The following is a 13,964-nucleotide window of genomic DNA, read 5'->3' as shown; positions in this document are numbered from 1 at the left end:
TCCCCGATTCGCGCGGGTGGGTGCGTCGTGCCGCCCGCCGCCGGGCGGGGCGGCCGTAGACCTGGCCGGGTGATGACTACTCTCCAGGAGACCCCGGTGGTCGCGGGAGGCGCACCGGAGGCGCCGGGCCGTCCGGCGGACCGCCGCAGGGCGGTGCGGTCGCTGCGGCCGGACCGGAGTCCGGCGGGTGCGGTGACCGCGCTGGCGGCCTCCGCCGTGCTGTGCGCCGCCGCGGGGGGAACGGTCGCCCTGCTGACGGGGGCGCCCGCCGCGCAGGAGGCGTACGCCGGGCTCGCGGCCGGGGCCGGCGCGCTGAGCTGGTCGGATCCCGCGGTGCTGGGCGCGGGGCTGGCGCTGGCGGCGGTGGGCGCCTGCCTGGTCGCGCTCGCGCTGGTGCCGGGGCGGACCCGGCTGGTGCCGTTGGAGACGGGCGATCCGCTGGCGGTGATCGGGCTGACCCGGCCGGGGCTGCGCCGTACGCTGCGGGCGGCGGCGCTGGCGGTGGACGGCGTGGCCGGGGCGCGGGTGCGCCTGGGGCGCCGGCAGGTCGAGGTCGTCGTGGTCGCCGAGGTCTCCGGGGCGGACGGGGCGGACGGGGCGGAGCGGCTGCTCCGCCGGGTCGGCGCGGCGGTCGGGGACCGGCTGGTCGAGCTGGGCGCGGTGTGCGGCGACGAGGTCGTGGTGCGGCTGCGCGGGCGGGCCGGGCGATGAGGGCCTACCTGGGCAACCGGATCGGCCTGGCCGTCACCGGGACGGTGCTGGCCGGGGCGGGGCTGTACGGCGTGCTGCGCGGGCTGGGGGAGATCCCCGGCCATCCGGGCGGGGAGCCGGTGCTGGATCCGGGGCTCCCGGTCCGGCTGGCGGAGGACCCGGGGTCGGGGTGGCTGGTGGCGCTAGTACTTGTAGTACTGGGGCTTGTCTGCGTCCGCTGGCTGCTGCGGGCGCTGGGCTGGGGGCGGTGCGGCCGGCGCAGCGAGACCGGGATCGCGATGCTGGGCGTCGCGCTTAAAGAAGTCGAAGGGCTGGGCCGGGTGCAGGTCAGGACGGTCGAGGGGGACCGGATCCGGATCGGCGTGGGCTGCGGGCCCGACACCGACGTCGGCAGGCTGGTGGCGCGGATGAACGAGGACGCCGTCGACCGGGTTCGGCGGGCGGTAGGGAACGATGGTCTCGGGGTTGTCGTCCGCCTTCATGTGCGCGGTCGCTGAGGGCCACCACCCTTCCTCCTCGTCGCCGTCCGCGGGCTCGGCTGGGGCGGGGCGCGCGGCGCGGTCCGCGGGGCCCCCGGGCCCGGCGGGGGCGGTGCGCCCGCCGAAGGCCAGTCCGGCGGCCAGGCAGGCCAGCGGTACGGCCGGCACCACGTAGCGGTGGTCGAAGGCCGCGACGAACTGCGGCAGCGCGATCAGGACGACGGCGGCGGACCAGGGCAGGAGCACCGGGCCGCCCAGGCGCCGCCACTGGGTCAGCACGCCGATCAGGCCGATGAGCAGGACGACGCCGAGGAAGGGGCCGCGCAGGAAGCCGTGCTCCTGGTAGGCGCGCAGCCAGCCGGCGTAGGGCTCGGCGATGTAGGTGTCGCCGGGCGCGCCCTGGTAGGCGACGGTGATCTCCTCGGCGGTGCGGCCGCGGGAGGCGGTGCCGTCGGGCAGTGAGGCGGTGCCCTCGGGGAAGACGTAGGCGCTCTGGTCGCCCTCGGTCGGGTAGACGCGCCGGTCCCAGTCGAAGACGTGGGCCAGGTCGGCCAGGCCGGTGCGGAGGAAGTCCGCGGGCTGGGCGGCGACGGCCCGCATGGCGAAGTCGCCGGCCAGGGCGTCGCGTTCGGCCCAGGAGCCCTTGATCTTGTTGAAGGGGGACTCGCCGTCCCAGATGTAGAGCGGGGGCGCCTTGCGCGCGCCCGGCGGTTCGGTGGGGCAGAGTGCGGCCTCGGGGCCGGTGGGCCGGATCTTCGCGCAGTCGGCGAACGTCATGGTGCGCGCCCACAGGAAGGCGTTGCCGCGGGTCATGGCGTAGTCGCCGTGCTCGGCGTGGAACCAGACGGCGTAGCCGCCGAGGACCAGGGCGCTCGCCGCCGCGGTGGCGAGCAGCGCCCGCCATCCGGCCCGGCGGAGCAGCAGGCAGACGCAGACGACGGCGATCAGCGGCAGTCCGACGGTCCGGGTGACGGTGGCGGCGGCGAGCAGGAGCCCGGCCAGGAGCGCGGCCCGCAGCGGCGGCCGGCGCCGCCACAGCACCAGCGTGACGGCGAACACGACCAGGGCCTCGAAGAGCAGGTCCGCCATGACGAGGTGTTCGAGCTGGACCTGGTGGACGTCGAGCAGGGCGGGGAGCGCGGCGAGCGTCGCGCCCCAGCCGGGGAGCCGGGCCAGGCGGCGCAGCAGGAGGTAGACGCAGACGGCGACGGCCAGGCCGAGCAGGTGCTGGACGACGACCACGGCCTGCACGCTCTGCAGGGGGCCGAGCAGCCACAGGAACAGCGAGTAGCCGCTGGGGCGCGACTCCATGGGCCGGGGGTCGAGCGCGGTGTTCAGGTAGGCGAAGGAGTCGGCCCAGAACCACAGGGCGGGGCGGTAGCCGAGCACGGCCAGGGCGCGCAGGGCGCAGCCGGCCAGCAGCGCGGTCAGGAAGAGCCAGTGGGTGCGGAAGAAGCGGCCCGCCGGTGGGGCTTCCGTCGTCACGCGACCTCCCTGACCTCCGCGGACCCTCGCGGCCCTTCGCGAACTTTCGCAGACCATCGCGAAAACTGCCTGACCTTCGCGAACAGGTCAACCACGATAGCCGCCGTGCCGAGCGCTCCCGTACGGGAGCGCGGAACCCGGCGGCCTCCGTCCCGCTCGCCCCGCCCGCCCTGTCCGCCGGAGAGGCGGGGGACCCGCGGCCGGCCCGGGAGGCGGGCCGGCCGGGTCAGCACTCGATGACGTTGACGGCGAGGCCGCCGCGGCTGGTCTCCTTGTACTTGTCGAGCATGTCGCGGCCGGTGTCGCGCATGGTCTTGATCGCCTTGTCGAGGGAGACGAAGTGGTGGCCGTCGCCGCGCAGCGCGATCCGGGCGGCGGTGATGGCCTTGATGGAGGCCACCGCGTTGCGCTCGATGCACGGGATCTGCACCAGGCCGCCGATCGGGTCGCAGGTCAGGCCCAGGTTGTGCTCGATGCCGATCTCGGCGGCGTTCTCCACCTGCTCGGGCGTGCCGCCCAGCACCTCGGTGAGCCCGGCGGCGGCCATGGAGCAGGCCGAGCCGACCTCGCCCTGGCAGCCCACCTCGGCTCCGGAGATGGAGGCGTTCTCCTTGAACAGCACGCCGACGGCGCCGGCGGTGAGCAGGAAGCGGACCACGCCGTCGTCGTCCGCCTCGCGGACGAACCGGTCGTAGTAGGTCAGGACGGCGGGGATGATGCCGGCCGCGCCGTTGGTGGGAGCGGTGACGATCCGGCCGCCGGCGGCGTTCTCCTCGTTGACCGCGAGGGCGAACAGCGAGACCCAGTCCATCACCTGCAGCGGGTCCTTCTCGTGGCTCTCGCTCTGCAGCCGCCGGTGGAGCCGGTGGGCGCGGCGGCGGACCTTGAGCCCGCCGGGCAGCACGCCCTCCTTGGTGATGCCGCGCCGCACGCACTCGGACATGACGCGCCACAGGTCGAGCAGACGGGTGCGGATCTCGGTCTCGTCGCGGCCGAAGGCCTTCTCGTTCTCCAGCATCAGGCCGGAGACCGACAGGCCCGTCTCGCGGCAGTGGGCGAGCAGCTCGGCCGCGGTGGTGAACGGGTACGGCAGCGCGGTGTCGTCGGGCTTGATGCGGTCGGTCCCGGTGGCGCTCTCGTCGACGACGAAGCCGCCGCCGACCGAGTAGTAGACCTTCTCCCGGAGGGTCTCGCCGTGCTCGTCGAAGGCGGTGAAGCGCATGCCGTTCGGGTGGCCGGGCAGCGAGACCTTGCGTTCGAAGACGAGGTGCTCGCCGACGACGAACGGGATCTCGCGGGAGCCGTACAGGCGGATGGTGCCGGAGGCCTTCATGGCGGCCAGCCGCTCGTCGACGGTGTCGACGTCGACGAGCTCGGGCTTCTCCCCGGACAGGCCCAGCAGGACGGCCTTGTCGCTGCCGTGGCCCTTGCCGGTCAGGCCGAGGGAACCGTACAGGACGGCCTCGACGCGGGCGGTCTTGTCCAGCAGGCCGTCGTGGTCGAGGCCCCTGGCGAAGCGGTGCGCGGCGGCCATCGGGCCACCGGTGTGGGAGCTGGACGGGCCGATCCCGATCTTGAAGAGGTCGAAGACGCTGATCGCCATTGATCATCGGTCCTTAGAACCGCCGTGACCGCGCGCGTCCGCAGGGCGCGCGCGGTCACGGCACGGAGAGGGGACGTGTCAGGACTCGCCGGAGGTGAGGGCGGCGTACTCCTCGGCGGAGAGCAGGTCGCCGGTGTCGCCCTCGACGCGGACGCGGAAGAGCCAGCCCTCGCCGTAGGGGTCGCTGTTGACCAGGGAGGGGTCGTCGACGACGGTCTGGTTGACCTCGACGACCTCGCCGCCGACGGGGGCGTAGATGTCGCTGACCGACTTGGTCGACTCGACCTCGCCGACCGCGTCGCCGGCGGCGACGGTGGAGCCGGCCTCGGGGACCTGCACGTAGACCACGTCGCCGAGCGCGTCGGCGGCGTAGGCGGTGATGCCCACGGTGACGGTCGGGCCGTCACCCGCCACCCACTCGTGCTCCTTGGTGTAGCGCAGGCCGTCGGGAATGCTGCTCACTTGTTCCTCCTGTAGAAAGGCAGGTCGACGATCTCGACCGGCTCACGGCTGCCCCGGATGTCCACCGCCAGACCGTCGCCCAGGGCCGAGGTGTCCACGTAGGCCATGGCGATGGGCCGGCCGAGCGTCTGGGAGGGCGCTCCGCTGGTGACCTCGCCGACGGTCGCGCCGGTGTCGGCGCGCACCACCGGGTAGCCGTGCCGGGGGACCCGGCGGCCGGTGGAGACCAGGCCGACCAGGCGGCGGGCGGGGACGTCGTCCTTGAGCGCCTCGAGGGCGGCGCGGCCGACGAAGTCGCCCGGCTTGTCGAACTTCACCACGCGGCCGAGCCCGGCGTCGAACGGGGTGCGGGTGGTCGACAGCTCGTTGCCGTACAGCGGCATGCCGGCCTCCAGTCGGAGGGTGTCGCGCGCCGACAGCCCGGCGGGGCGCAGGCCGTACGGCTCGCCGGCCTCGGTGAGCGCGGCCCACAGCGGTTCGGCGTCGTCGCAGGCGATGAAGAGCTCGAAGCCGTCCTCGCCGGTGTAGCCGGTGCGGGCGATGAGCGCCGGGCGGCCGGCGACCGTGGCGGGCAGGCCCGCGTAATACTTCAGGCCGGCGAGGTCGGCGTCGGTGAGGCGGGCGAGGATCTCCTGCGAGCGGGGGCCCTGCACGGCGATGAGCGCGTAGCGGTCGGAGCGGTCCTCGACGGCGGTGTCGAACGCCTCGGCGCGCCCGGTGAGCTCGGCGGCGACCATGGGGTAGTTGGAGGCGTTGGCGACGACCATGAACTCCTCGGGGGCGAGGCGGTAGACGATCAGGTCGTCCAGCACGCCGCCCTGCGCGTTCACGATCATCGTGTAGCGGGCGCGGCCGGGCTCCAGCGTGGACAGGTGCCCGACGAGGGCGTGGTCGAGGGCCTCGCCGGCCTGCGGCCCGGTGACGAAGATCTCCCCCATGTGGGACAGGTCGAACAGGCCCGCGGCCTGGCGGACCGCGTTGTGCTCGGCGGACTCGCTGCCGTAGCGGAGCGGCATCAGCCAGCCCGCGAAGTCGGTCAGCGTCGCGCCGAGGGACTCGTGGACGCCGCGCAGCGGCGTGGGTCGGGACATGATCGCACCTCGGACATGGGTCGGATGAGAGCATCCTCCCCCTCTGTCATGGGTGCCTGAGAGCTTCGCCCGGGTTTTAACCGGACTTTCACCTTCGGCGAGGCCGCGGAGGCCTGCTTTCCAGAGGGCACCTACCCGCACGGTCCTTTGCCTTGAGAGGTTCGCGGGGAGGGCTTGCTCCTTCAGGGGTCCTGGCCTGGCTGTCAGGACGCTCTCCCGCACGGGCTCATCGGTGTCCCGGCCAGCCTAACGGCCGCCGCCCGCCGAGCGAAATCCCCGGATCCGGGATCCGGCGGGCTCACGGGCGGACGTGGTCGACGAGCGCGCGGAACAGGGCGCACTCGTCGTCGGCCTCGGGGTGCCACTGCACGGCCAGGGCGAAGGGGTGGCCGTCCAGTTCCACGGCCTCGACGGTGCCGTCCCCGGCGTGGGCGGTCGCGCGCAGGCCGTCGCCGAGGCGGTCGGCGGCCTGGTGGTGGTAGTGGGCGACGTCGGCGCTGTGCGCGCCGAGGATCTCCGCGATCCGGCTGCCGGGCGCGAGCCGGACCGGGAGGCGGCCGTAGGCGCCGGGGGCCGGGCAGTGCCCGCGGTGGCCGACCGCCTCGGGCAGGTGCTGGTGCAGGGTGCCGCCCAGGGCGGTGTTGAGGACCTGCAGGCCCCGGCAGACGCCCAGCAGCGGCAGGCCGCCGTCGAGCGCGGCCCGGACGAGACCGAGCTCGAAGTCGTCGCGGAACGGGCGGACGTGGCTCGTGGCGGGATGGGGCGGCGCGCCGTACCGGGCGGGGTCGACGTCGCCGCCGCCGGCCACGATGAGCGCGTCCAGGCGGCCGGCGAGCGCCGCGGGGTCGCCGGCCGGGGGCAGGATCACCGGCTGGCCGCCGGCCCGGACCACGTGGTCGACGTAGCCGTACGGCAGGAGCGCGGCGGGCGTGTCCCAGACGGTGAAGCGCGCGGGCTCGACGTAGCAGGTGATGCCGATGACGGGACGGGACACCGCGACCTCCCTCGACCTCCCTCGATCTGCCCGGGCCCTCCGCGGCCTGCCGTGACGTGCCGGGCCCCTCTCCTTGCGGGCCTTCCCGGCGCCGGGGCCGCCTTCTACAGCGGGGTGACGTAGGCGCCGGAGATGCCGCCGTCGACGAGGAACTGCGAGGCGGTGACGAAGCTGGCGTCGTCGGAGGCCAGGAACGCCGCGGCCGCGGCGATCTCGGAGGCCTCGGCGAAGCGGCCGAGCGGGACGTGCACCAGGCGGCGCTGCGCCCGCTCGGGGTCGGCGGCGAACAGCTCCCGCAGCAGCGGCGTGTTCACCGGCCCGGGGCAGAGCGCGTTGACCCTGATGCCCTCGCGGGCGAACTGCACGCCGAGCTCCCGGGACATCGCCAGCACGCCGCCCTTGGAGGCGGTGTAGGAGATCTGGGAGGTCGCCGAGCCCATCACCGCGACGAACGAGGCGGTGTTGATGATCGAGCCCCTGCCCTGCCGCCGCATGTGGGGGATGACGTGCTTGCAGCACAGGTAGACGCCGGTGAGGTTGACCTCCTGCACCCGGCGCCAGGCGTCGATGCCGGTCTGGAGGATGGAGTCGTCGTCCGGCGGGGAGATGCCCGCGTTGTTGAAGGCGACGTCCACGCTCCCGTAGGTCTCGACGGCCGTGCGGTACATGCGCTCGACGTCGTCCTCGCTGGTGACGTCGGCGCGCACGAACAGGCCGCCCACCTCGGCGGCGGCCTCGGCGCCGGCGGCCTCGTCGACGTCCGCGCACACCACCTTCGCGCCCTCCTGGGCGAAGCGGCGCGCGGTGGCCAGGCCGATCCCGCTCCCGGCGCCGGTGATGACGGCCACGCGGTCCTGCAGGCGCTGCATCAATCCTCCGAAATGAAGACGTTCTTGGTCTCGGTGAACGCGTACAGGGCGTCGGGGCCGAGCTCCCGGCCGAGCCCGGACTGCTTGAACCCGCCGAACGGCGTCCAGTAGCGGACCGACGCGTGCGAGTTGACGCTGAGGTTGCCCGCCTCGACGGCCCGGGCCACCCGCAGGGCCCGCCCGACGTCGCGGGTCCAGATCGACCCGCTGAGGCCGTAGCGGGTGTCGTTGGCGATCCGCACGGCCTCCGCCTCGCCGTCGAACGGCACCACCGAGAGCACCGGCCCGAAGATCTCCTCGGTGAAGGCCGGGTCGGCGGGATCGGGGGTCAGGACCGTCGGAGGGAACCAGAAGCCGGGCCCGGACGGGCAGGTGCCCTGCAGGTAGGGGGTGCCGGTGACGAAGGAGGCGACCCGGTCGCGGTGGGCGGCGCTGATCAGCGGGCCCATCCCGGTGTCCTCGGCGCGCGGGTCGCCGACCTTGACCGCGAGCACCGCCTCCGACAGGCGGTCCATGAACTCCGCGTAGACGGAGCGCTCCACCAGCAGGCGGGAGCGGGCGCAGCAGTCCTGCCCGGCGTTGTCGAAGACCGCGTACGGGGCGGTGGCGGCGGCCCTGGCCAGGTCGGCGTCGGCGAAGACGATGTTGGCGCTCTTGCCGCCGAGCTCCAGGGTGAGCCGCTTGACCTGCCCGGCGCAGACCCGGGCGATCCGCTTTCCCGTCTCGGTCGAGCCGGTGAAGACGATCTTGGCGACGTCCGGGTGCTCGACGAGGCGGGCGCCGGCCACCCCGCCCTCCCCGGGCACCACCTGGAGCACCCCCTCGGGCAGGCCGGCCGCCAGGGCCAGCTCGGCCAGGCGCAGCGCGGTCAGCGGGGTCTGCTCGGCGGGCTTGACGACGACCGTGTCGCCCGCGGCCAGCGCGGGGGCGACCCCCCACATCATGATCACCATGGGGAAGTTCCACGGCACGATCACGCCGACCACGCCGAGCGGTTCGGCGAAGGTGACGTCCCAGCCGCCGGGGACGGGGATCTGCCGGCCGTGGTTGCGCTCGGGCGCGCCGGCGTAGAAGTCGAGCACGTCGGCGACGTTGCCTGCCTCCCAGCGGGCGTTGGCGGCGGTGTGCCCGGCGTCGGCGGTCTCCAGGGCGGCCAGCTCCGCGCCGTGCTCGCGCACCAGCGCGGCGAAGGCGCGCAGCAGCCGGGCGCGGTCGCCGGGGGCGACCCTCCGCCAGGCGGGGAAGGCCGCGCGGGCGCGCTCCACCGCCCGGTCCACCTCGGCGGCGTCGGCGGGCTCGACGTCGGCGATGACCTCCTCGGTCGCCGGATTCACGATCTCCACGTCGCCTCCGTCCGGGCCGTGCCGCCTGCGCGACCGGCCGTGCCGTGCCCGCTGGCGCGGGCCGTGCCGCCGTCTCCGGGCCGCATCCGCGTCACATCCGCTCGAATCCGCGCCGCAGCTCCCAGTCGGTGACCGCGGCGTCGAAGGCGGCCAGCTCGACCCGGGCGGCGTTGGCGTAGTGCGCGACGACCTCCTCGCCGAAGGCCCCGCGGGCGAGCGCGGAGCCCTCCCACAGGGCCAGGGCGTCGCGCAGGGTGCGCGGGACCGTCGGGGAGTCGGAGGCGTAGGCGTTGCCCTCGAAGGGCTCGGGCAGCTCCAGGCCGCTCTCGACGCCGTGCAGCCCGGCCGCGACCATCGCCGCGACCGCCAGGTAGGGGTTGACGTCGCCGCCGGGCACGCGGTTCTCGACCCGCAGCGACGGCCCGTGCCCGACCAGGCGCAGCGCGCAGGTCCGGTTGTCCACGCCCCAGCGCACCGCGGTGGGGGCGAAGCTGCCCGGCGCGTACCGCTTGTAGGAGTTGATGTTGGGCGCGTAGAGCAGGGTGAACTCGCGCAGGCAGGCGAGCTGCCCGGCGATGAAGCGCCGCCCGGTCTCCGACAGCCCGTGCGGCCCGTCCCCGGCCATGACCGGCTCCCCGCCGCCGTCGCGCAGCGACAGGTGGATGTGGCAGGAGTTGCCCTCGCGGGAGTTCGGCTTGGCCATGAAGGTCAGCGACACGCCCCGCTGGGCGGCGATCTCCTTGGCGCCGTTCTTGTAGACGACGTGGTCGTCGCAGGCGGTCAGGGCGTCGGTGAAGCGGAAGGCGATCTCGTGCTGGCCGGGGTTGCACTCGCCCTTGGCCGACTCGACGTACATGCCGGCGCCCTCCATGCCGAGCCGTACGGCGCGCAGCAGCGGCTCGATCCGGGCGGTGCCGAGCAGGGAGTAGTCGACGTTGTAGAGGTTGGCCGGGGTCAGGTCGCGGTAGCCGCGGCGCCAGGCGTCCTCGTAGCTGTCGGTGAAGACGACGAACTCCAGTTCGGTGCCGGCGAACGCCCCCCAGCCCCGGGCGGCCAGGCGGTCGAGCTGGCGGCGCAGGATCTGCCGGGGCGAGGCGGCGACGTCCGAGCCGTCCTGCCAGACCAGGTCGGCCTGGAGCATGGCGGTGCCCTCCTGCCAGGGCACCCGGCGCAGGGTGGCCGGGTCGGGGCGCATCACGAAGTCCCCGTACCCGTCGTCCCAGGACGACATCGCGTAGCCGTCGACGGTGTTCATGTCCACGTCCACCGCCAGCAGGTAGCTGCAGCCCTCGGCGGCGTGGTGGAGCACCTCCTCCAGGAAGTAGCGCGCGGACAGCCGCTTGCCCTGGAGCCGGCCCTGCATGTCGGTGACCGCCAGCAGCACCGTGTCGATCCGCCCGGCCGCCACCTCGTCGCGCAGCTCGCCGATGTCCACGCGCCCTCCTCGCCGGAGTCCTATTGGGCTAGTGTCAGACCATTGATGTGCACCGAGGATGGGGTTGTCAAGAGCCGGAGGTGAGGTTTGCAGGAGTCGCCGCGACCGACGACCGTGTTCCGGCCGGTGCGGGCGGGCAACGCCTTCGAGGAGACCGTGGAGCGGCTGCTCCAGGCCGTCAAGCTCGGGCTCGTCGTCGACAAGCTCCCGCCCGAGCGGGAGCTCGCCGCGCAGCTGGGCATCAGCCGCGTCACCCTGCGCGAGGCGATCCGAGCGCTCGCCGAGGCGGGCTACCTGCAGGTGCGGCGGGGCCGCTACGGCGGTGCGTTCGTCACCTACACCCCGCCCCCGCCCCGCCAGGAGGACCTGCGCCGCGCGGTGGCCGACATGGGCACCGGCCACCTGGCCGACGCGCTCACCTTCCGGCTGGCCGTCGAGTGCGGCGCCGCCCAGGTGCTGGCCACCGCCGAGCCGGCCGGCGGGTGGCGCGAGACGCTGCGCCGGCGCCTGGCGGAGGTCAACTCCGCGAGCCCGGAGGACTACCGGCGGCTGGACACCGCCTTCCACCTGTCCATCGCCGAGCTGACCGGCTCGGAGTCCCTCGCCGCGGCCTGCGCCGACGCGCGGCTGCGGGTCACCGACCTGCTCAACGCCATCCCGGTGCTGCAGCGCAACATCGAGCACGCCGCCGTCCAGCACGAGGCGATCGTGGCGGCCATCCTGGCCGGGGACCCCGAGGCCGCCCGCCGCGCCGTGACCGAGCACCTGGAGGGGACGGCGGCGCTGCTACGGGGGTTCCTGGCATAACCTGTAACGGCTGTGGGGGAGTGGTTCCAGCAACGCATCATCGAGACAGGACGGCTGCCGCTGTTCTGTTTCTTCGTCGCGCTGATCGTCGCCTTCGTCTTCACCCGGATCAACGTCCGGCTCATCCGGGCCGGGGTCGGCCGGTTCCGTGACATCAACGTCGGCGAGATGCACATCCACCACATGGTCTTCGGCGTGGTGCTGACCCTGCTCGGCGGGGTCGCCGGGCTGCTCGTCTCGGGCGTCTCCGACACCTGGTACGCGGTGACGGCCGCCGTCTTCGGCGTCGGCGCGGCCCTGATCCTCGACGAGTTCGCGCTGATCCTGCACCTGCACGACGTCTACTGGGAGGAGGAGGGCCGCACCTCGGTCGACGCCGTGTTCGTCGCGGTCGCGGTCACCGGCCTGCTCCTGCTGGGCCTGCGCCCGCTGGGCTGGGAGGACTCCGGCGGCGCCCCGCAGGGGCCCTGGGTGGCGGTCGCCCTCGTCGTCGCCAACCTCGTGCTCGCGGTCGTCACCCTGCTCAAGGGCAAGATCTGGACCGGTCTGGTCGGCCTGTTCCTGCCGTTCCTGCTGATCGTCGGGGCGCTCCGGCTGGCCCGCCCCGGCTCGCCCTGGGCCCACTGGTTCTACGCCTCCACCGCGCGCCGTCCCCGGCCCGCGCTGATGGCCCGCGCGATCCGCCGGGAGAAGCGCTGGCGGCGCCCGGTCATCCAGGCCAAGATCGCCTTCCAGGAGTTCGTCTCCGGCCGCCACGACCTGCCCCCCAGCCGCCTGCGCACCCGCAGGTGACGGGCCTCGAACGCGCTGACGAATCCCGGGCCCCAGGGGCATACTGGGACCCGTGAGCACCCTTCCGTCCCGCTGGCAGGACGTGGACCGGCGGGTCCCCGACTCCCTGGCCGACCTGCGCGGCCCCGCCACGGGGCTGGTCGCGCTCCCGCTCCACCTGGCCTGGTCGGGCCTGACCGAGTTCGACCTGGCGGACCCGCGCCTGCGGATGAGCCTGTACCGCACGGTCATCACCGGAGGCGGCCGGGCCGACGCCGAGGCCTACCTCAACGGCGAGCTGCTGCGCGCCGACTGGCCGGTGCTCCGCCGGGGGATCGGACCCGCCTACCGCAGGGCGTGGGAGGACAAGCTCTCCGCCCTGGGCGCCTGAGCGGATGGGCTTCCCGCCGTTCCAGGAGCGGATCCTGCGGACCGTGCTGCCGGTCTGCGACCGGTTCGGGCTGGTGCTGGCCGGCGGCCACGCCATGCGCCTGCACGGCCTCACCGACCGGCCGAGCCGGGACCTGGACCTCGCGACGGCGGCCGGGACGCCGCTGCCGGAGGTCGCCGACGGGGTGGCGGAGGCGCTGCGGGCGGCCGGGCTGGAGGTCGCCGCGCACGAGGTGACGGCGCGCACGGGCCGGCTGGTCGTCACCGACCCGGTGACCGGGCAGGCGTGCGAGCTCGACCTGCTGCGGGAGGCGCTGCAGCGCGGTGCCGTGACGGTGGCGGACCTGCCGGTCGTCGGGCTGGAGGACGCCGTCGGGCTGAAGATGCGCGCCCTGCACGAGCGGGGGCTCGCCCGCGACGTCATCGACGTCGCCGCGGTCGCCGACCTGTACGGCTTCCGCGAGCTGGAGCGGCTCGCCCGCCTGCACAACGAGGAGTTCTCCCTGGCCGAGCTGGTGATGCGGCTGGAGTTCGTCGACTTCATCGCCGACGAGGAGTTCGAGGCCTACGGGCTGGACGAGGAGGCGATCCGGCGGATGCGGTTGTTCGCCGCGGCCTGGGTGGAGGACATCGCGCTGCGCCGTGCCGACGAGGGCGACGCCGACTACGACGTCGACGTCCCGGAGCCCGACTGATCCGGTGTGCCCGGCCCCGCCGTGAGCGCCCGGGCACGCATGGCCGGGAGGCTCCCGGGCAGGTGACGGTCCAGCCTGACGAAAGGAGCGTCCCGTGGACGGATTCGGTCTGCGTGAGCTGAAGGCCCGGGCCAAGCGCGCGCTGGGCAGGAGCACCGGGAACCGCCGCCTGGCCGCCGAGGGGCGGACCGAGGAGGCCGAGGCGAGGCTGCTGCGGACCCGGGAGGAGATCCTGGAAACCGTGGCCGAGGTGCGCCGCGAGCACGCCGCCCGCCGTACCCGCTGACGGGCGCGGCTCTCAAGGATCACCGGCGCGCGCGGCCGTCTCCGTCGACGGCGTCGAAGGCCGGGTCGCCACGCAGGGGCGCGGGTCGGCGGCGCCCAGGCGCTCCCCGCCGACCAGGACGTTTCCCGGGTGCGGGTCGCCGCGGACCAGCCCCGCAGGACCGCTGCCGGCCAGGCCGAGCGCGGCGGCCCTGCGCGCGGCCGAGCAGGCGTTCGGCGGTTTCGAGCCCCCCGGCGGCCCCGGGGTCCTCCGCGGCATCGAGGGCGCCGGAGTCCCCGCGGCCGCCGGCCCTGGCCGCAGCCGGCGCCCGGCGAGCGCGGGCAGGGCGGCGAGCCGGTCGCGCACGCCGGGCCCGAATCGGGTCACCAGGCGGGCCTCGGCCTCGCAGGACGCTTCCGGTACGGCATGCGGCACGGGACCGGTCCGCCATCCCTGTCAACCGTAGTTGACATCTCTCCAGTCGTCAACCTATGTTGACATACGTCCGACTTCTGTCGGTGAAGACCGACTTTGGTCTACGAAAACCGGCGAAACGCTCGCGGA

Annotated in this window: 15 protein-coding genes and 2 riboswitches; of the genes, 6 read left to right on the top strand and 9 right to left on the bottom strand. The window is 74.3% G+C overall.

From position 1 onward, the window contains the following. Window positions 1-72: 72 nt before the first annotated feature. Window positions 73-711 carry a DUF6286 domain-containing protein gene (locus ABD823_RS01690; protein ID WP_344855090.1) on the top strand — a complete coding sequence of 213 codons (639 nt, stop codon included), beginning with the start codon at window positions 73-75 and terminating at the stop codon, window positions 709-711. Window positions 712-893: 182 nt separating this feature from the next. Here the strand turns inward: ABD823_RS01690 and ABD823_RS01685 are convergent, their stop codons facing one another. From ABD823_RS01685 to ABD823_RS01650, 8 genes are all read right to left on the bottom strand, one after another. Further along, window positions 894-2,675, bottom strand: a complete 1,782-nt coding sequence (locus tag ABD823_RS01685) for a hypothetical protein (RefSeq protein ID WP_344855087.1) — start codon at window positions 2,673-2,675, stop codon at window positions 894-896. Between the two features lie 226 nt (window positions 2,676-2,901). Then, window positions 2,902-4,278, bottom strand: coding sequence for an L-serine ammonia-lyase (locus ABD823_RS01680; RefSeq protein WP_344855086.1), 1,377 nt, complete (start codon window positions 4,276-4,278; stop codon window positions 2,902-2,904). 78 nt (window positions 4,279-4,356) lie between these two features. Continuing rightward, entirely contained in the window at window positions 4,357-4,740 is a 384-nt protein-coding gene (gene gcvH, locus ABD823_RS01675) for a glycine cleavage system protein GcvH (RefSeq protein ID WP_344855084.1), read from the bottom strand. After that, window positions 4,737-5,831, bottom strand: a complete 1,095-nt coding sequence (gcvT, locus tag ABD823_RS01670; protein ID WP_344855082.1) for a glycine cleavage system aminomethyltransferase GcvT — start codon at window positions 5,829-5,831, stop codon at window positions 4,737-4,739. Before gcvT ends, gcvH begins: the two co-directional genes overlap by 4 nt. Window positions 5,832-5,864: 33 nt before the next feature. Further along, a riboswitch (glycine riboswitch) is annotated at window positions 5,865-5,961 on the bottom strand. Then, window positions 5,962-6,060: riboswitch (glycine riboswitch) on the bottom strand. A 69-nt stretch (window positions 6,061-6,129) separates the two neighbouring features. Further along, window positions 6,130-6,825, bottom strand: a complete 696-nt coding sequence (locus ABD823_RS01665) for a gamma-glutamyl-gamma-aminobutyrate hydrolase family protein (RefSeq protein WP_344855080.1) — start codon at window positions 6,823-6,825, stop codon at window positions 6,130-6,132. 104 nt (window positions 6,826-6,929) lie between these two features. Next, entirely contained in the window at window positions 6,930-7,694 is a 765-nt protein-coding gene (locus ABD823_RS01660; RefSeq protein ID WP_344855079.1) for a 3-oxoacyl-ACP reductase, read from the bottom strand. Beyond that, window positions 7,694-9,037 (bottom strand): aldehyde dehydrogenase family protein, encoded by a 1,344-nt coding sequence (locus ABD823_RS01655; RefSeq protein WP_344855077.1) that lies wholly within the window; start codon window positions 9,035-9,037, stop codon window positions 7,694-7,696. Before ABD823_RS01655 ends, ABD823_RS01660 begins: the two co-directional genes overlap by 1 nt. A 91-nt stretch (window positions 9,038-9,128) precedes the next feature. Continuing rightward, window positions 9,129-10,472 carry a glutamine synthetase family protein gene (locus tag ABD823_RS01650; RefSeq protein WP_344855075.1) on the bottom strand — a complete coding sequence of 448 codons (1,344 nt, stop codon included), beginning with the start codon at window positions 10,470-10,472 and terminating at the stop codon, window positions 9,129-9,131. Window positions 10,473-10,559: 87 nt separating this feature from the next. Here ABD823_RS01650 and ABD823_RS01645 point away from each other — a divergent pair, with 87 nt between their 5' ends. From ABD823_RS01645 to ABD823_RS01625, 5 genes are all read left to right on the top strand, one after another. Continuing rightward, window positions 10,560-11,279: a FadR/GntR family transcriptional regulator gene (locus ABD823_RS01645; protein ID WP_344855073.1), complete on the top strand. Its 720-nt coding sequence runs from the start codon at window positions 10,560-10,562 to the stop codon at window positions 11,277-11,279. Between the two features lie 12 nt (window positions 11,280-11,291). Continuing rightward, the gene (locus tag ABD823_RS01640; protein ID WP_344855071.1) at window positions 11,292-12,071 is read left to right on the top strand and encodes a hypothetical protein; all 780 of its coding nucleotides are present in this window, start codon (window positions 11,292-11,294) and stop codon (window positions 12,069-12,071) included. 52 nt (window positions 12,072-12,123) lie between these two features. Beyond that, window positions 12,124-12,441 (top strand): hypothetical protein, encoded by a 318-nt coding sequence (locus ABD823_RS01635; RefSeq protein ID WP_344855069.1) that lies wholly within the window; start codon window positions 12,124-12,126, stop codon window positions 12,439-12,441. 4 nt (window positions 12,442-12,445) lie between these two features. Beyond that, window positions 12,446-13,135, top strand: a complete 690-nt coding sequence (locus tag ABD823_RS01630; RefSeq protein ID WP_344855067.1) for a nucleotidyl transferase AbiEii/AbiGii toxin family protein — start codon at window positions 12,446-12,448, stop codon at window positions 13,133-13,135. Between the two features lie 94 nt (window positions 13,136-13,229). Continuing rightward, a complete protein-coding gene (locus ABD823_RS01625; RefSeq protein ID WP_344855065.1) occupies window positions 13,230-13,421 on the top strand; it encodes a CsbD family protein in 192 nt (63 codons plus the stop codon). Between the two features lie 12 nt (window positions 13,422-13,433). Here the strand turns inward: ABD823_RS01625 and ABD823_RS01620 are convergent, their stop codons facing one another. Then, window positions 13,434-13,787: a hypothetical protein gene (locus tag ABD823_RS01620; protein ID WP_344855063.1), complete on the bottom strand. Its 354-nt coding sequence runs from the start codon at window positions 13,785-13,787 to the stop codon at window positions 13,434-13,436. Window positions 13,788-13,964: the final 177 nt, after the last annotated feature.

This window comes from Planomonospora alba (assembly GCF_039534085.1).
In the GTDB taxonomy this organism is placed as follows: domain Bacteria; phylum Actinomycetota; class Actinomycetes; order Streptosporangiales; family Streptosporangiaceae; genus Planomonospora_B; species Planomonospora_B alba.
Note: the sequence above shows the minus strand (reverse complement) of the source record. Positions and strands in the feature narration are given on the sequence as shown.